This is a genomic window from Arthrobacter sp. alpha11c (assembly GCF_054149985.1).
In genome coordinates, this window is the sequence record NZ_CP196747.1 from 830,895 (window position 1) to 847,992 (window position 17,098).

Annotated in this window: 16 protein-coding genes; 11 read left to right on the plus strand and 5 right to left on the minus strand. The window is 63.1% G+C overall.

All coding sequences use genetic code 11. From position 1 onward, the window contains the following. Window positions 1–39: 39 nt before the first annotated feature. Window positions 40–546: an HAD domain-containing protein gene (locus ACTAQJ_RS03855; RefSeq protein ID WP_431115178.1), complete on the minus strand. Its 507-nt coding sequence runs from the start codon at window positions 544–546 to the stop codon at window positions 40–42. Window positions 547–676: 130 nt separating this feature from the next. Between ACTAQJ_RS03855 and kynA the strand changes: the two genes are divergently transcribed. Genes kynA through ACTAQJ_RS03870 form a run of 3 tightly spaced genes read left to right on the plus strand, consistent with a single transcriptional unit; the run spans window position 677 to window position 3,679 of the window. Next, window positions 677–1,546: a tryptophan 2,3-dioxygenase gene (gene kynA / locus ACTAQJ_RS03860; RefSeq protein WP_477515586.1), complete on the plus strand. Its 870-nt coding sequence runs from the start codon at window positions 677–679 to the stop codon at window positions 1,544–1,546. Between the two features lie 34 nt (window positions 1,547–1,580). After that, on the plus strand, window positions 1,581–2,819 hold the full coding sequence (locus ACTAQJ_RS03865; RefSeq protein ID WP_431115176.1) for a kynureninase: 1,239 nt from the start codon (window positions 1,581–1,583) through the stop codon (window positions 2,817–2,819). Beyond that, on the plus strand, window positions 2,816–3,679 hold the full coding sequence (locus ACTAQJ_RS03870; protein WP_431115175.1) for a PaaX family transcriptional regulator: 864 nt from the start codon (window positions 2,816–2,818) through the stop codon (window positions 3,677–3,679). Before ACTAQJ_RS03865 ends, ACTAQJ_RS03870 begins: the two co-directional genes overlap by 4 nt. Window positions 3,680–3,700: 21 nt before the next feature. Here ACTAQJ_RS03870 and ACTAQJ_RS03875 read toward each other — a convergent pair whose 3' ends face one another. Further along, the gene (locus tag ACTAQJ_RS03875) at window positions 3,701–4,447 is read right to left on the minus strand and encodes a GntR family transcriptional regulator (RefSeq protein WP_431115174.1); all 747 of its coding nucleotides are present in this window, start codon (window positions 4,445–4,447) and stop codon (window positions 3,701–3,703) included. Window positions 4,448–4,560: 113 nt separating this feature from the next. Here ACTAQJ_RS03875 and ACTAQJ_RS03880 point away from each other — a divergent pair, with 113 nt between their 5' ends. The 7 genes from ACTAQJ_RS03880 (at window position 4,561) to ACTAQJ_RS03910 (ending at window position 12,006) form a co-directional block, all read left to right on the plus strand. Continuing rightward, window positions 4,561–5,994 (plus strand): sugar porter family MFS transporter, encoded by a 1,434-nt coding sequence (locus tag ACTAQJ_RS03880; protein WP_498700827.1) that lies wholly within the window; start codon window positions 4,561–4,563, stop codon window positions 5,992–5,994. Then, window positions 5,991–6,908, plus strand: coding sequence for an N-acetylglucosamine kinase (locus ACTAQJ_RS03885; RefSeq protein ID WP_498700829.1), 918 nt, complete (start codon window positions 5,991–5,993; stop codon window positions 6,906–6,908). Before ACTAQJ_RS03880 ends, ACTAQJ_RS03885 begins: the two co-directional genes overlap by 4 nt. Window positions 6,909–6,948: 40 nt before the next feature. Next, on the plus strand, window positions 6,949–8,019 hold the full coding sequence (locus ACTAQJ_RS03890) for an SIS domain-containing protein (RefSeq protein ID WP_498700831.1): 1,071 nt from the start codon (window positions 6,949–6,951) through the stop codon (window positions 8,017–8,019). Window positions 8,020–8,182: 163 nt separating this feature from the next. Next, window positions 8,183–9,391, plus strand: coding sequence for a LolA family protein (locus tag ACTAQJ_RS03895; protein WP_498700833.1), 1,209 nt, complete (start codon window positions 8,183–8,185; stop codon window positions 9,389–9,391). An 80-nt stretch (window positions 9,392–9,471) separates the two neighbouring features. Next, window positions 9,472–10,446 (plus strand): ABC transporter ATP-binding protein, encoded by a 975-nt coding sequence (locus tag ACTAQJ_RS03900; protein ID WP_498700834.1) that lies wholly within the window; start codon window positions 9,472–9,474, stop codon window positions 10,444–10,446. A 103-nt stretch (window positions 10,447–10,549) separates the two neighbouring features. Then, on the plus strand, window positions 10,550–11,365 hold the full coding sequence (locus tag ACTAQJ_RS03905; protein ID WP_498702148.1) for an ABC transporter permease: 816 nt from the start codon (window positions 10,550–10,552) through the stop codon (window positions 11,363–11,365). 20 nt (window positions 11,366–11,385) lie between these two features. Next, entirely contained in the window at window positions 11,386–12,006 is a 621-nt protein-coding gene (locus ACTAQJ_RS03910) for an L-threonylcarbamoyladenylate synthase (protein ID WP_498700836.1), read from the plus strand. 24 nt (window positions 12,007–12,030) lie between these two features. On the opposite strand, the gene ACTAQJ_RS03915 is transcribed toward ACTAQJ_RS03910, so the two are convergent. Both ACTAQJ_RS03915 and ligD read right to left on the minus strand, forming a co-directional pair. Next, window positions 12,031–13,170: a serine hydrolase domain-containing protein gene (locus ACTAQJ_RS03915; RefSeq protein ID WP_498700837.1), complete on the minus strand. Its 1,140-nt coding sequence runs from the start codon at window positions 13,168–13,170 to the stop codon at window positions 12,031–12,033. Window positions 13,171–13,184: 14 nt separating this feature from the next. After that, window positions 13,185–14,210 carry a non-homologous end-joining DNA ligase gene (ligD, locus tag ACTAQJ_RS03920; RefSeq protein WP_498700839.1) on the minus strand — a complete coding sequence of 342 codons (1,026 nt, stop codon included), beginning with the start codon at window positions 14,208–14,210 and terminating at the stop codon, window positions 13,185–13,187. A gap of 113 nt (window positions 14,211–14,323) precedes the next feature. Between ligD and ACTAQJ_RS03925 the strand changes: the two genes are divergently transcribed. After that, window positions 14,324–14,989: an alpha/beta hydrolase family protein gene (locus ACTAQJ_RS03925; RefSeq protein ID WP_477515574.1), complete on the plus strand. Its 666-nt coding sequence runs from the start codon at window positions 14,324–14,326 to the stop codon at window positions 14,987–14,989. Between the two features lie 4 nt (window positions 14,990–14,993). Here the strand turns inward: ACTAQJ_RS03925 and ACTAQJ_RS03930 are convergent, their stop codons facing one another. Beyond that, a complete protein-coding gene (locus tag ACTAQJ_RS03930) occupies window positions 14,994–17,078 on the minus strand; it encodes an elongation factor G-like protein EF-G2 (RefSeq protein ID WP_498700842.1) in 2,085 nt (694 codons plus the stop codon). Window positions 17,079–17,098 lie beyond the last annotated feature (20 nt).

The following is a 17,098-nucleotide window of genomic DNA, read 5'->3' on the forward strand; positions in this document are numbered from 1 at the left end:
GCCAACCACCGAGCGGACAAACATGCACCAGCGCTTCGGTCAACCGAGGAAGGTGCGGACCGCGGCAAGATCGCTGCGGGAGAGTCCCTTCCGCGGATCCGGTGAGATGCAAAGCACACGGTCCTGGTGGTATTCAGCCCAGGAACGGGCGTCTGACTCCTGGCCCAGTTGGTCGTCCAGCCACACGAAGCGCTCAGCTCCCATCGCGGCCAGGTCCTTCTGAAGCGCCCCGAGTTTCCACCATTCCGGGCTTTGGTCCCACCCCTGGCTGGAAAGGACAGGCCAATCCTCGCCCTTCAGTCCAATGGCAGGACAGAGGAACTCCGGGGCAAGGCGCTCCCACGTGGTGAGCCATACAAAGCGGGCGGACGGATGAGCCGCGAGCTCGTTGAGTTCAGCCACTGCCTCTGGCGCGAACGCGACGTCAAGGATTCCAGCGTCGGCGATTTTCCATTCGCCGCCCCAATCAGTGACGCCTTGGGGTCCGAACGGGTTCACCACGCCGTCGACGTCCAAATATATGGACACCGGCATGTTGGAGGCCATGGCTGTCCTCCCTCCCCCAGGTTCTTGTGTATCAAGCCCAGCGTACGGTACTGCGGAGAACTTCACGGGAAGAAAGTGGCATCAAAATCATTCTCTTGACGTTCGTCATGGAAGTGATAATCTCAAAGGTATGGAAAAGCCCCCAGTCCATTCCCCCCAAAGTGTCCGCCACATAGAAGACTCAGTGCGCACCGATTTCCGGCATGCGATGTCCTATGGCGGTTATCTGGACCTGGACCACCTGCTCAACTCGCAGCATCCGCTCAGCCAGCCGGAGCACCACGACGAACTGCTGTTCATCATCCAGCACCAAACCAGTGAGCTTTGGCTCAAGCTGGTCCTTCATGAACTCTTGGAAGCCCGCAGGCTTTTCGACCAGGACAACCTTGGCAAAGCCCTGAAATGCATCGCCCGCGTCAAGGCCATCCAGCGCACCATGACCGAACAGTGGTCGGTCCTGGGTACGCTCACGCCCCGCGAGTATGCACAGTTCCGCGGCTTCCTGGGCAGTTCCTCAGGTTTCCAGTCCTACCAATACCGTGGCGTTGAATTCCTGCTGGGCAATAAGAACCGTGGCATGCTGCGGGTCTTCGAAAGCGACCCCGAGGCACATGCGCTGCTCAGCAGGCTGCTGGAGGAGCCCACGTTGTACGACGCCTTCCTGGCGGTGCTCGCCCGCGCCGGATACGACATTCCAACAGACATCCTTGAGCGGGACACCAGCGAGCCGTGGACCTTCCGCAAGGATCTGGTCCCCGTCTTCCAGAAGATCTACGAATCGGACGATACCCAATGGGGACTCTACGAGGCGTGCGAAGACCTGGTGGACATCGAAGACAACTTCCAGGCCTGGCGGTTCCGCCACCTGCGCACGGTCCAGCGGACCATCGGCTTCAAAGTGGGCACCGGCGGCTCCTCAGGTGTGGACTTCCTCAAACGTGCCCTTGACCTCACCTTCTTCCCCGAGCTTTACGCCGTCCGCACTGAGATCGGCAACTAACAAACTTCCGGCCCACACTCCCCAGGAGGGAACCATGACTACCGCCCAGCAGACCCAACGGCCAACGTCGGCCGAACTGGACGCCGCAGATCCGCTCGCCGCCCAGCGTGAGGCCTTCTACACGCCCGACGCCGGCCAACTCACCTCGTATCTGGACGGCAACTCCCTCGGGCGTCCCTTGAAGGCAACTGCTGCCAATCTGCAGTCGTTTGTCCAGGACGCCTGGGGCAGCCGGCTGATCCGCGGCTGGGACGAACAGTGGATGGATGAGCCTACGCGCGTTGGCGACCGCATCGGCGAAGTGGCCCTTGGTGCGGCTCCCGGGCAGGTCACTGTGGGCGACTCCACCTCGGTCATGCTGTACAAGCTGATCCGGGCAGCAGTAGATGCCCAGCCGGGCCGTGACGAGATCATCATCGATCGCGACAACTTCCCCACGGACCGCTTCATCATCGAAGGAATCGCCAAGGAACGCGGGGCAAGCATCAAATGGATCGCAGCCAACCCCGCCAGCGGCGTCCGTGCAGCGGACCTCGACGGGCTCCTTGGCGAGCGGACCGCCGTCGTGGTTCTTAGCCATGTGGCGTACCGCTCCGGGTTCCTGGCAGACGCGAAGGCAATCACCGGCAAAGTACATGAAGCCGGTGCCCTGATGCTCTGGGACCTGTGCCATTCCGTAGGTTCCGTCCCGTTGGACCTTGATGCCTGGAACGTTGACCTGGCCGTCGGCTGCACCTACAAGTACCTCAACGGTGGCCCGGGCTCCCCCGCCTTCGCATATGTCAACGCCTCACGGCAAGACCTGCTCCAGCAGCCAATCTGGGGCTGGATGGGGGCGGACAATCCGTTCGGCATGACGGATTCGTACCGCCCCGCAGAGGGAATCCGCCGGTTCATCACAGGTACTCCCCCGGTTCTTGCCATGCAGCCGATCAAGGACATGGTGGAGCTGATCGCCTCTGTGGGCATGGATTCCGTCCGGGAGAAGTCGGTCAAACTCACGGAGTACGCGATTGCCCTGGCAGATGAGCTCCTGGTACCACTTGGAGTGGAAATCGTGAGCCCCCGCGACGCCGCCGAGCGTGGCTCACACATCACAGTGGACCACCCGCTCTTTGCCGACGTCACAGCCAGGCTCTGGGAAAAGGGCGTCATCCCGGACTTCCGTCCCCCGCATGGCCTGCGCATCGGCCTGTCTCCCTTGAGCACAAGCTACGCCGAGGTTGAGATGGGAGTGACCGCTATCCGCTACGCCCTCGCCGAACTGCTGTGAGCGCCGTTCTTGACGACATGGACTCCCGTCCCGGGAGTACCACATCGTTGCTGCGAACAGTTATCGGCCTGTATTTGCGGGAGGCCGGTGGATGGATGTCCGCCAAGGACATGGTCGTCCTCATGGAGGCCTTGGGCACGTCCGGAACAGTGACCCGGACGGCCCTGGGCCGCCTCCGGAAAAAGGACGTTGTCCTTCAGGAGACGCGCGACGGGATCCCCGGGTTTACCCTGACCGAGGGAGCCGCCACCATGCTGGCCCGCGGCGACCGCAGGATTTACAACCCCATCAGCATGTCACCGACCGATTCGTGGTGTTTGGTCTCCTTTTCGATTCCGGAGACGGAGCGGGAGAAGCGCCACCAGTTGCGGCGAAGGCTCCACTGGATCGGTTGCGGGACTGTGGCCGCCGGCCTGTGGATCTGCCCGGATACCCTTCGCGATGAGGTGGAGGAAATCCTCGCCGACCTCGAACTCCGAGGGATGGCAACCCTCTTCGTCACGCAAACCCCACTGGTGGGCGGCACCCTCCAGGACGCTGCGTCCGCTTGGTGGGATTTGGACTCGGTGGCGGAGCTGCACAAGGATTTCATCCGGGAGCACGGCGCCGCGGTGCCTTGGCAGGACGGCGCGGGCGTTGAGGCGACAGCACAGGCGTTCGCCATTTTTGTCCAGTGCATCGATCGCTGGCGGATCATCCCGTACCTGGACCCGGGGTTGCCTGCTACGTTCCTGCCCAAAGACTGGCCCGGGGCCGAAGGGACAGCGTTGTTCAAGCGGATAATGGACGCGTACGCACAACCCAGTGCCGAGTTCGTGCGCCACACACTTGGGAGCGACTTGGCGATCGCGGTTCCCTGAGCGGTTGGCCGGCAGCTGTTTTTAGATTGTGCTCGCTGAAGCGCTGCTCTTGACCCGCGAGACGAACCGGAAGCGATCGCCGCGAAACGTGCTGCGCGTCCATTCGACGGAAACCCCTGCAGCGTCCCGTGCCAGGCGGTGCACCACCAGCAGCGGCGCCCCCATTTCGATTCCGAGCAGCCGGACGTCCTCCGGCCCAGCCAGTGCCGTCTCCACGGTGTCCTCGACGTCGGAGATGTGGATGCCGTACATGTCGGCCAGTGCTGCGTAGAGCGAGCCGGCCTTCTCGAGGTTTGCCTTGAAGCGCGGCAGCTTGCCCGGGAGGTAGGCGATCTCGTGCGCCAGCGGTTCGCCGTCGATCAACCGGATTCGCTCAAGCCGGGTGACAACAGCGCCGACGTCGAGCCCCAAATGCGCCGCGACGTCGATGTCCGCCTTTGCCATTGCCAGGGACAGGAGCTGCGAGTCAGGCCGTAGGCCTTGGCTCCTCGCGTCGTCGGAGAAGGACGTGAGTTGCCGCACGTGGGTGATTTTTGGCGGCGCCACAAAGGTGCCATGCCCTTGGATGCGGCCCAGTTTCCCTTCTGCAACCAGCTCGCTGATGGCTTGCCGCACGGTGGTGCGGGACGTCTTGTACTTCTCTGCCAGCGCCCGCTCCGTGGGAATGAGCGTGCCCGGCTGCTCTCCGGCGATCGAGGCCAGCAGCTCGGTCTTGAGGACGTAGTACTTGGGCATTGCCGGCGGGACATCTGTGGACATATTGGACATCCTACTTGTAGACAATGCCATTGGTCTATGCCAATCTTGTGCAGGTTGGTCTAAACCAATTTCGGAGAAACTCCGCAAAACCCCCTACTTTTCCACAGATCCAAGGGACAAAGATGTCGATCCTGCAAGACCTACGGCAAACACCCAAGCTCGGGCTCCTGGTGGGCGGCGCCGCCGCCACCATAGGTGTGATTTACGGCTACGACATGTCCAACATTGCCGGCGCCCTGCTGTTCATCACCAAGCAGTTCAGCCTCACCACATCCCAGCAGGAGCTGGTGACCACCGCAGTGGTTGCCGGGGAAGTCCTTGGGGCGTTGGTGGGTGGCTGGCTATCCAATCGCGTGGGCAGGAAAGCCTGCATGGTGGGCCTCGCGATCGGCTACGCCCTCTTCGCGGTGCTCAGCGCAATGTCCAGCGATGTGCCGACGCTGCTCATCGCCCGCCTCCTGTTGGGCCTCACCATCGGTGTCTCCGTGGTGGTGGTTCCCGTATTCGTTGCCGAGTCGGCGCCGGCGAAGGTCCGCGGCGCCCTCTTGGTGGCGTACCAAGTGGCGACCGTCTTCGGCATCATCGTCGGCTACCTGGCCGCCTACGCCCTTGCCGGCACGGGCTCCTGGCGGTGGATGCTTGGCCTTGCTGCGATCCCCGCAGTCATTGTCCTCGCCATAGTGATCAAGCTGCCGGATACTGCCCGGTGGTACATGATGCGAGGCAGGAGTGCTGATGCCAGGCGAACTCTGTCCGCCATTGAACCCCACGCGGACGTGGAAGCAGAATTGGCGGAGATGCAGCGGGCCATCAGCGAAGAACGCGGCGGCGGCCTCCGCGAGATGCTGCGCGTTCCTTACCTTCGGGCCACCGTGTTTGTGGTTGGCTTGGGCTTCTTCATCCAAATCACCGGCATCAATGCTGTGGTCTACTACAGCCCAAGGATCTTCGAAGCCATGGGCTTCAGCGGCAACGCAGCGCTCCTGCTGCTTCCCGCAGCAGTGCAGGTGGCCTCGCTCGTCGCTGTTTTCGTGTCCCTGGCCTTGGTGGACCGGCTGGGCCGCCGCCCGGTGCTGTTGACCGGTATCGGGATGATGGTGGTGGCCAACGTCCTGTTGGTAGGTGTTTTCATGGCCGGCAAGGACTTCGGCGGGCTGCTCACTGTCCTCGGCTTCCTTGGCGTCCTTCTTTTCACGGTTGGCTTCACGTTCGGGTTCGGTGCACTGGTGTGGGTGTACGCCGGCGAGAGTTTCCCTTCCCGGCTCCGCTCACTCGGTGCAAGCGCGATGCTGACCTCCGATCTGGTGGCCAATGTCCTGGTGGCAGCTTTCTTCCTGACCATGCTCCAGCGATTGGGTGGTGCAGGCACCTTCGCAGTGTTCGGTGTTCTGGCTATCCTCGGCTTTATGTTTGTCCGCAAGTTCGCTCCCGAGACGAAGGGCCGCCCCTTGGAGGAAATACAGCAGTACTGGGAAAACGGTGGGAAGTGGCCGGAGCCTGACGCGGCCGGACAGATCCCCGCACAGGAAAACACCGAACCGGCGGTTGTCCGGTGACGCCGACGGTGTTGGGCCTTCACATTGGAGGTTCCAAGACACATGCTGTCCGTTCGGACCTGGACTCTGACTCGGGCCAGGGCGCGGAGGCGAGCAGCGAGGCACCTCTGGAGATCACCGAGGCGAGCGCCAACCTGTCCTCAGTGGGTCATCAGGGAGCAGATGCAGTGCTGCGGCGGATCGCGGCCGCCGTCGGTGATGGTGTTGAGGCGGTTTGCGCCGGTGCTGCAGGGGCGGATACTCCTGCCAGCAGGGCAGTCCTGAGTGCTTTGCTTACCGGGTATTTTCCCGGCGCCAGGATTGAGGTGGTCCATGACACCCGCATCGTCCTCGCCGCAGCAGACCTCGACGCCGGTGCGGTCCTTGTCGCAGGCACCGGCTCGGTAGCTTGGGGCCGGAACCGGGAAGGGCGCGAAGCGCGCAGCGGCGGCTACGGCTACTTGCTCGGGGATGAAGGCGGAGGGTACTCCGTGGTCCGTGACGCCGTCCGGGAGGCCCTGCGCGAGTACTATGCGGGACTGGAACCCGGCACGATGGTCAGCGCCCTTTTGGCTGCGACGGCGAGCGCGGACGCGCTGCAGCTTATGGATCTTTTCTATGCCAAGCCGGAGCCGGACCATTGGGCGGGCCTTGCCCCGATGGTCCTGGATCTTGCGGTTCAAGGTGATCCTGCTGCATTGCGGATTCAAGCCGAAGCCGCGCATTCCCTGGCCACGTTGGCCCGGCAAGTGCTGGGCGAGCTCGGATTGGACCTGCCATTGGTGATGGCTGGTGGCCTCCTGGTCAATCAGCAGCAGTTGGCGGGCGCTGTTGCCCGCAAAGTTGCCTTGGAGGATCCGTCGCTGATCAGGATCCAGAGCCAGGCGCCGGTGCACGGAGCCGTAAAGCTCGCGCGGCAGTTGATCCAGCCCTGACTTCCAGAGATTTTGCCCCTTCGAACAACAGACAGGAACCATGATCATCACTCCTACCTCCCCAGACGTCTCGCACCATACTCCCGGCGTCAAGATGGCGAACGAGATCGGCGAGCAGCCCCAGGTACTTGCCGGACTCCTGGATTCGGGCCGCCACCAGTTCCTGGCCATGGCGGACATCATCAAGACGGCATCCCCACGGTTTGTCCTGCTCGCTGCCCGCGGCACGAGTGACCATGCGGCGTTGTACGCGAAGTACCTCATTGAAATCAGCTTGGGGCTGCCTGTTGGCCTCGCGTCGCCGTCGACCCTTACCGCCTATGGCGCCACGCCCCAACTGGAGGGCGTGCTGTGGTTGGCGGTTAGCCAGTCCGGCGGCTCGCCGGACCTGGTGGAGTCGACGGCGGCGGCGCGTCGTCTGGGCGCTCTCACTGTTGCGGTGACCAACTCGCCGGAATCCCCGCTGGCTGGGGCCGCGGAGCATCACCTGGATATTGGGGCGGGCAGCGAAACTGCCGTTGCCGCTACCAAGAGCTACACAGCGCAGCTTCTGGCCCTGTGGTTGTTGGTTGATGCGTGGCGTGGTGGGACGTCCGCCGGCGCGGCGGGCCTTCCGGAGTGGGCCGCTTCCGTCCTTGCGGACGACACGGTGATGGAGGTCGCTGGTGGTTACCGCTTTGCCGACCGGATCATCACTACGGGTCGTGGCTATTCCTACCCCACGGCGAGGGAGGGTGCCTTGAAGCTCATGGAAACCTCTTACCTTCCTGCCCAGGCCTTCTCTGGCGCGGACCTCCTGCACGGGCCGTTCGCGATGATCGACTCCCAGCACCCGGTGATTGCCGTTGTGCCGCAGGGAATCGGAGGCACGGCCATGCGCCCTGTCCTGGAGAGGCTCGCAGACCGCGGCGCGCACGTGTGTGTTGTGGGCGATCCCTCTGCCGCCCTTCCAGGTAGTTTGGTCCTTCCCCTGCCTGCGGGCGTGCCCGAGGAGTTGTCTCCTATCCTGCAGATCCTGCCCCTCCAGCGATTGGCCCTGCAGTTATCGGTGGAGCGCGGCAATGATCCGGATGCGCCGCGCGGCCTGCTGAAGGTCACTGAAACCTGGTAGAGCAGCAACCTGGTAGGCGCAGCAACCTGGTAGGCGCAGCATCCTGGTGCGCGCCCGTGCGTGGCTGGATGTGCAGGCCGCATCCAGCCACGCGGACCGATGATGCGTTCAGGTATCGGGAGTAGTCTGGATTCATGCCTCTCACGAGTGGTGGTCGGTAGCAATGGGGCGGGCCCGGCAGCGGTGGCTGCCAGCTCTCCTGATTCCCCTTGCATTGGCACTGGCGGCGCTTATTGGCTCCGTCCAGGCCGGCGCAACTGTCTCGCTGCCGCCCAAAACGGCCGACGAGATCCTGGCGATGATAGCCCGTACAGAGGTGCGGGCCTTATCCGGCACTGTTGTGCAAACTGCGGAGTTGGGGCTGCCTGAAGTTCCAACTGCTGGCCCGGGAATCGTGCCCGGAGCCACGTCTGCACTTGAACTCCTCACGGGTTCGCACACAGCGCGGGTATACGTGGACGGCCCTTCCAAGGCCAGGCTGCAGATCCTGGACCGGATGGCCGAACGTGACTTTGTGGTCAATGGCGGCGATGCCTGGTTCTACAACTCCGCGGACAACAGCGCGACACACCTGAGCGTGCCGGTGCCTTCATTGGCCGAGCGGAAGGAATTCCTTCCAAGCGAAACAACCCGTCCTGACATGCCCACTCCGGAGGCAATGGCCGGTCGCTTCCTGTCAGCCATTGATTCCAGCACTGAGGTAACGGTGGGCGAAGCTTCCACTGTGGCGGGTCGCAGCGCCTACCGGCTGAGTCTGGCGCCGCGCAGTGACGGAACTTTGGTTGATTCTGTATCGATCGACGTCGACTCCGAAACTGGTTTGCCGCTGGGCGTCGAGGTCCGAGCGAAGGGCCAGCCGGAGCCCGCGTACTCACTTGCCTATACCGACGTGAACTTCTCCACACCTGACGCGGCCTTGTTCAACTTCACTCCTCCGGCCGGTGCAACTGTCACGGAGAAGCCGATCCCCATCAAGCCATTGCCTCCTGCCATGGAAGATCCTGGCGTCCCAGCTCCGGATGCTCCCGTCCCAGCCCCCAATGCGCCCACTCCGGATGGTTCTGCTCCGGATGGTTCTGCTCCGGCGCCGGATGCTGTTGTTCCAACACCTGAGGGATCAGCCGTTCCTATGCTCCCCCACCCCAGCCCTTCAGTGACCGGCGAAGGGTGGGCCACGGTGATCGGTTTGCCCGCTGGAACGGCGCCCGCCGAACTCACATCGAACCCGCAACTCGCCCAGGCCCTGCAACCCGTGAGTGGCGGACGGGCGTTGACCACCTCCCTGGTGAGCGTCCTCATTCTCGACGACGGCCGCGTGTTTGCCGGGTTGGTGCCATTGGAGCGGCTGGAATCAGCCGCGAGCGCGCAATGATCGGTGCACAACGGACGGCAACCTGTGCATGGCGCCCTACGATGGGCGCCCAATGAACGGCGCCCAATGATCGGCGCCCTGTGACGGAAATCCGTGAAGCTGCACCCGGCTCCCAACCGATTGACCTTGCCATAGAAACCCATGGCCTCGTGAAGCGCTTTGGGCACCGTTCCGCGGTGGACGGCATTGACCTTGCGGTCCCCCGTGGTGCGGTTTACGGCTTCCTGGGGCCCAATGGTTCGGGAAAGACCACCACCATCCGGGTTTTGTTGGGGCTCGCTTCAGCGAACAGCGGTGAAATACGGGTTCTGGGCAGGGAGATGCCCCAGCAGTTGGCTTCGGTGTTGCCCGGGGTCGGCGCGCTGGTGGAGGGGCCGGGCTTCTATCCGTTTCTTTCCGGAGCGGCCAATCTGCTGCGGTTGGACTCCGCTGACCGCCATGCATCCTCTGCCACCCGACGCCAGCGCGTCAACGAAGCGTTGGACCGCGTAGGCCTCAGCCATGCAGCGGGGAAGAAAGTGCGTGCCTACTCACTGGGCATGAAACAGCGCCTCGGGCTTGCCAATGCCATGCTCCGGCCGCGGGAACTGCTGGTGCTCGACGAACCAACCAACGGGCTGGACCCCCAAGGTACGCGGGAGGTGCGCAGTCTGGTGCGCTCCCTTGCCGCCGGCGGGACCACCGTCTTCGTTTCCAGCCACCTGCTGGCCGAGGTGGAACAGATGTGCACCCATGTGGGGGTGATGAGTGCCGGACGGCTGGTGGCCCAAGGACCGCTGGACGAACTGCGCTCTGCCGGGCAAGCGCACGTCTTAGTGCGAACGCCCGACGTCGAACGTGCTGCCCGTGTCCTGGCCCGCCTGGGTCTGGTACCCGGCGAAGCGCCTGCCCGCGGGGTGGTCCAGGGAAACGGACTGGACGGCGTTGAGCCTGAGGAGATCGTTGCCGCCTTGGTGGCCGACGGCGTCCGGGTCAGGGGCTTCACTGTGGAGAATGCAAGCCTGGAGGAGCGGTTCGTGTCCTTGACCGGAGAGGGGTTCGACGTTGTCGGCTGAAACTGGTGACAGTGTTGAGACTGCAAAAATGGCTGGAACTGCTGGAAGGGCTGGTACTTCTGGTACCACTGGTATTTCGAAAGACAGTGCTGTCCGTCCGGGGATGGGGTGGGCTTTGCTTGGCTCGGAATTATCCGTGCTGTTTCGTCGCCTCCGGACCTGGGCCATGCTGGTGGCCCTCGCCGCCGTTCCCATCCTGATTGCCCTTGCCGTCAAGCTCTCGTCCCGGCCAGCGACACCTGGCCGCGGGCCACTGTTCTTGGACCGCATCACCCAGAACGGCCTCTTTGTTGCTGTGACAGCCCTTGTGGTGTGTGTGCCGCTGTTCCTCCCCCTCACCATCGGAGTGGTGGCAGGCGACACCATCGCCGGAGAAGCCAACCTTGGCACATTGCGATATCTGCTCCTGGCACCGGCGGGGCGTATCCGCCTGCTGCTGATCAAGTACGCCGGGGCCATCGCTTTCTGTTGTGCCGCTACGGCCACAGTCGCAGCCGCAGGTGCCTTGGCCGGCGTCGTGTTCTTCCCCATCGGTCCTGTCACGCTACTCTCCGGTGACACGATCGGGGTTGGCGAGTCGGTACTGCGCTCGTTGCTCATCGCTGCCTACATCACGGTCTCGCTCCTGGGGTTGTCCGCGATCGGGCTCCTCATCTCGACCTTCACGGACGTACCTGTGGGGGCGATGGCCGCTACGATCGTCCTCTCGGTGGTATCGCAGGTACTGGATAACCTGCCACAACTGGAGTGGCTGCATCCTTGGCTGTTCAGCCACCACTGGCTGGGCTTCGCCGACCTCCTGCGGCAGCCGGTCTCCTGGACGTCGTTTGGCGAAAACGCGCTGCTCCAAGCCGGCTATATTGCCGTCTGCGGCGCGCTGGCTTACGGGAAGTTCTCCAGCAAAGACATCCTGTCCTAGCTTTGCCGTAGGCTCTCTGCATGGCCAGATTCTTTGACGTCCACCCTGAAGATCCCCAACCACGCGCCATCAGCCAAGTGGTTAAGATGCTGCAAAGCGGCGGGCTGATCGCCTACCCCACCGACTCCTGCTACGCACTGGGTGCCCAGATCGGCAACAGGGAAGCATTGGATCGCATCCGGACCATCCGGCAACTGGACGACAAACACCACTTCACCCTGGTCTGCAAGGATTTCGCCCAGATGGGGCAGTTCGTGATGATCGATAACGATGTCTTCCGAAGCATCAAGGCCGTCACCCCCGGCAGCTACACCTTCATCCTTCCGGCCACCCGCGAGGTTCCCAAGCGCCTGCTCCACCCGAAAAAGAAGACAGTGGGCGTGCGCATTCCGGATCACAAAGTGGTCCAGGCGCTCCTTGCGGAACTCGGCGAACCATTGCTGTCCAGCACTCTCCTGCTGCCTGACCAGGAGGAGCCACTGACACAGGGCTGGGAAATCAAGGAACGGCTGGACAACGAAGTAGACGCTGTGATCGATTCCGGGGATACAGGTTCGGAGCCCACCACGGTGATCGACTTCTCCAGCGGCACGGCAGAAGTAGTGCGGCGCGGAACGGGCGATCCCTCACGGTTCGAATAGGGTCCCAACGGGGGTCGACCGCAATCAGCGGAACTGGAAACGGCAGCTGGCGTTCAAAGCAACCTGGGCTAGTCCTGTCAGTTCCAAGGCAATGGCCGAGGGCTGCGTGGACAGGGGCAGCGGCGGGTAGGCCAAGGAAATGGTGAGCTGACGGTTCCCATCAGCACTGCTGATGGAGATGGTGCCATAGCCGGGTACGTCACCGGAGTGGCCGTAATAGAAGCCGTTGGTGCACGTGTCCTTCCAGTGGTCCAGCCCCAATCCGTAATCGGCGAATACCGAACCCTTCATCTCCACGAGGCTCTCCGGTAACAGCAGCCGCCCTTTGAGCAACGCTGCGTAGAAGGCGTTGATGTCTCCCACGCTGGCGATCACGCCCTCTGAAGCGGGGCCGCCTGGCTGCGCGGAATGCGTGACGTCCACGGTTTCATCCCGCACCACTGCATAACCATGGACCAGCGCGTCTGGAAGCGGACCCTCGCCCAACACCGTGGTTGAGAGCAAACTCAAGGGATCGAGGATGTCCGTTCGCAGCACCGCGGCCAAAGGAGCGCCCCGGAGCCGCTCCACCAAAAGGCCAAGGACTGCATAGTCCGAAAGCCCGCTGGCATAGGGGATCCCTGTGGTGTGGCCCAGCAACTGCCGGACTGTCACCGAGTCTGGCTCCGGCGGCAGGAGGACGTCGATCCCCGGCAGGTATTTCGCGATCGAATCCTCAAGCACCAGCCGGCCTTCTTCCACCAGCTTCAACACGGAAACTGCCACCATGGTCCGCGTGAGCCCGCCCACCCGGATCGGATCATCCGCCTGCACAGGAGCACCTCCGTCAAGGCTCCTGACACCTGCCGCATGCCTCCACACTTGTTGGCCGGCCCTGGCCTCTATCAGCACCGCAGGCGCACCGTTTTGGAGCATCTCCCGGCTAAAGAGTTCCAAAGTTGCCTGCAACTCGCGAAAGGGGGGTGTTTCCGGTGGTGAGGCTGATGCCGTCGCGGACTGTGCCGACCCGGACGGCGGCGCGGGCCCCGTGGGCGGGGCCGCCGTCGAGCTTGTCACTGGTGCCGGCGGAAGCGGGTTGGGCTGCGGTTCGCCCGTGCAGGCAGCGAGGAACAGGCCGCTCACAAGTGTTGCGGTCACCATGCCCCGGGGTGAACTTGGATGCACACCTGCTCCTGCGTTTACTCCTCCTGCTTACGCGCCCGGCTGGGCTGTACCCGCATGGGCTCCCCCGGCATCTTGGGAAACTCCGGTGGGAACGGCATTTCGCCTTGGCCGTTCTTGACGTCGCGCTCCCACCATTGCAAAAGTACGTCGATGCCTCCGGGCTTCTCATGCATAGTGGCCCAAGGGTCGCCTGTCGTCTTAAGCCGGTCCGGAACAGTGGTGATGGTGTATTTGGCCGGATCGGCATTCTCCAGCTCTTCCCACGCCAACGGGCACGATACCTGTGCATTTGGCACGGCACGCGGGCTGTATGCACCGGCAATCGTCCGGTCCCGGTTGGCCTGGTTGAAGTCCACGAAGATCCTGGTCCCGCGTTCTTCTTTCCACCATGCCGTGGTGACCTTCTCCGGCATCCGTCGCTCCAATTCCCGGCCCGCAGCGATCACCGCGTGGCGCACTTCCAGGAACTCATGCTTGGGGTGGATGGGGGCGTACACATGCAGCCCCCGGTTGCCCGAGGTCTTGATGAAGGCCGTCAGCCCGGCTTCGTCCAACAAGGCCCGGAGTTCCTGCGCAGCCGGTATGGCGTCGCCAAAGTCGGTTCCAGGCTGGGGATCGAGATCGATTCGCAGCTGGTCGGGATTGTCAGGATCGTTGGCACGGGAAGCCCACGGGTGGAAAACGACCGTGTTCATTTGCGCTGCCCACACCGCGGCCGCGGGTTCGTCGATCACCAACTGCGGATGGGTCCGGGCACTCGGATAGGTCACCATGACCGAGCGGACATACTCCGGCGCACCTTTGGGAGGGTTCTTGGAGAAGAACATCTCGCCCTCGATGTTGCCCGAGTACCGCTGGAGACTGACGGGCCGGTTGCCGTTGGCCGCCACAAAAGCATCGCCCACATCCACCAAATAGTTAGCCAGGTCCAGTTTCGTCAGCCCGGCCTCAGGCCACATGACGCGGCTTGGACTTGAAATCCGGACTTCGCGGGGGCCCTCGGGACCGGGCACGGAGACTGTTGCTGATTCGCTCGCCATGGCCACAAGCTACCCCGTCCAGGGCGTTCCCGTCAGCACCCCGCGTTCCTTTTTTCGGGCGGCGCGAAGTAGTGCCTGACAGCTCCAAGGCCAAACTGCACCATGATGGATACATGCCAAACACTGAAACCGCCCTGACTGTTGCCGTGGGAGACACCAAGGTATCGGCAATCCACGTTCGTCCGGAGAAGTCGTTCGCCACCCTCGTAGTTGCCCATGGCGCCGGAGCAGGAAAGGAACACCCCTTCCTGCAGGGATTTGCCGATGCGATGGCGGAGGAAGGCGTCAGTACGCTGCGCTTCAATTTTCCGTATCGGGAAGCGGGGCGACGTTTCCCTGACCGTCCGCCGGCAGCCATCGCCACGTGGCGGGCCGTCATGGAAAAGGCCGAGGAGCTCGCAGGCGATGAACCGTTGTGGGCAGGGGGAAAATCTTTTGGGGGTCGGATGGCATCCATGGCCGTGGCTGAGGGAATGCCGACGAGTGGCCTGGTGTACCTCGGGTATCCCCTCCATGCCCCGGGCAAGCCGGAGAAGCTCCGCGATGAACACCTCTACGGGATAACCGTGCCCATGCTCTTCCTCCAGGGCACCCGCGATACGTTCGCGACGCCGGAACTTCTGGAGTCTGTGGTGGCCAGGATAGGCCCGACGGCGACTCTCCAGTGGAGCGAAAATGCCGACCATTCGTTCGTGGTCAAGGGCCTCAAGCGCAGTGCCGCCGAGATAGGTGCCTCGCTTGCACCAGCGGTAGCGGGGTTCATCAGGGACAACAGTTGAGGAACTACTTCGGCACCGGTTCGTGACGCAGATAGGATCGCCGGAAGCGGCCGGTACCCGCTGTCAGAGCCCGAAGTTCAACGGCGTAGCGCAGAAGTTCCTGGTCAGGGACTTCGGCCGTAATCTCAGTACCTTCGCCGTTGGCTGCCGTTGTTCCGGTCACTCGTCCCCTCCGGCCCGACAAATCGCTCATCACCGCCCCCACGTGTTCGTCCGGGACACTGACCACTACGGCGGACACGGGCTCCAGCAACTGGATCCTGGCCGTTGCCGCGGCTTCGCGAAGCGCCAACGCGCCGGCTGCCTGGAAGGCTGCGTCGGAGGAATCCACGCTGTGGGTTTTTCCGCCCACCAAGGTGACTTTGATGTCCACCACGGGGAACCCGGCCGAAACGCCCTTGAGCATCTGTGAGCGCACGCCCTTTTCCACGGAGGTGACGAACGTACCGGGAATAACACCGCCCACCGTCTTGTCAGCGAATTCAAACCCCTCCCCGCGCGCCAACGGCTCAACTTCGATGTCGCAGATGGCGAATTGTCCATGTCCGCCTGATTGCTTGACATGCCGGCCGTGCCCTGCGGCCTTGCTGGTGAAGGTTTCCCGCAGCGGCGTGATGACCTCCACTGTTTGAAGCTTGACGCCCTGGTTGCGCAGCCTGTCCAGTATCACCTCGGCATGAGCTTCACCCATGCACCACAGAATCAACTGGTGCGTGTCCTGATTGCGTTCCACCCGAAGCGTCGGATCTGCTGCGACTACCTTGCCAATGCTCTTGGCCAGCGCGTCCTCATCGCTACGGGACATTCCTTCGATCGCTATGGGCATCAGCGGCTCAGGCATGTTCCAGGTTTCGATCAGCAGTGGAGCGTCCTTGTCAGAGACAGTATCCCCGGTTTCCGCGTTTGCCAGCTTGCTGATGGCGCAAATGTCACCGGCGATGCACTGCGAAACAGCCTTCAGGCTCGATCCGACCGGCGAATACAGATGCGTGACGCGTTCATCGCTGTCGTGGTCCTCGTGGCCCCTGTCCGCCAATCCCCTGCCGCCGATGTGGATGGCTGAATCTTCACGGAGGGTCCCGGAAAAAACACGGACCAGGCAGACGCGCCCCAGGAATGGATCCACCGTGGTCCGCACCACCTCGGCAGCCAGGCGTCCTGCAGGATCGCACTCCAGTGGTTTCAAGGACGAACCATCGAGTTTCATCACTGGTGGCGCCGTGCGTTCCAGCGGCGAAGGCAAAGCATCAATCATCAGTGCCATGAGCTCAGGAAGCCCCAAACCCGTCTCCGCCGAGGTAGCCATCACAGGGAAGAAGGAGCCCCTGGCCACAGCGATTTCCAGGTCCGTGATGAGGTCCTCCAGCGGCAACTCTTCACCGCCCAGGTAGCGGTCCATCAAAGTCTCGTCTTCGCTTTCGGCAATGATCCCTTCAATCAAAGGGCCGCGGGCTTCCTCCACGGCAGGATCATCGCTGTTCCCCTCGAGCACCGCTGCCAACCCTCCGCCGGAGGGCAGGTAGAGCGGGAGGACAGACTCACCGAAGGCTTCCTGGCAGCGCACGACGGCGGCGCTGAAGTCCGCGCGGGGATGGTCCAGGCGGCTGACTACGACAGCCCGCGGCATGCGGATCTTCTCGCATTCACCCCATAACGCGATGGTGGCGCCGTCGATGCCGTCCACGGCGGAGACGACAAAGAGGGCCGCATCGGCGGCCCTCAATCCTGCTCGTAATTCCCCTGTGAAATCCGTGTACCCCGGAGTGTCAATCAGGTTCACTTTGACCTCGCCCACCAGGATCGGGGCCACTGACAAGGTGACGGACCTTTGCTGATGGATGGCTGAAGGGTCTGAATCGCTGACGGTGGTTCCCTCGGTGATCGAGCCCATCCTGGCGATGGCGCCGGTGGCAGCCAACAGCGCTTCTACCAGCATCGATTTCCCCGCACCTGAATGCCCCACGAGTGCCACGTTGCGTATCTTGGCAGGATCACTTGCCGCCAGAGCCGTACCGTTCTCGCTTCGTCGGGACTCGGGTGTGCCGGGTCCGGCCGCCTTGGCCGTCTCCCGTGTGCCCTTCGCGGACATGAGCACCTCCTGGTGTCGTA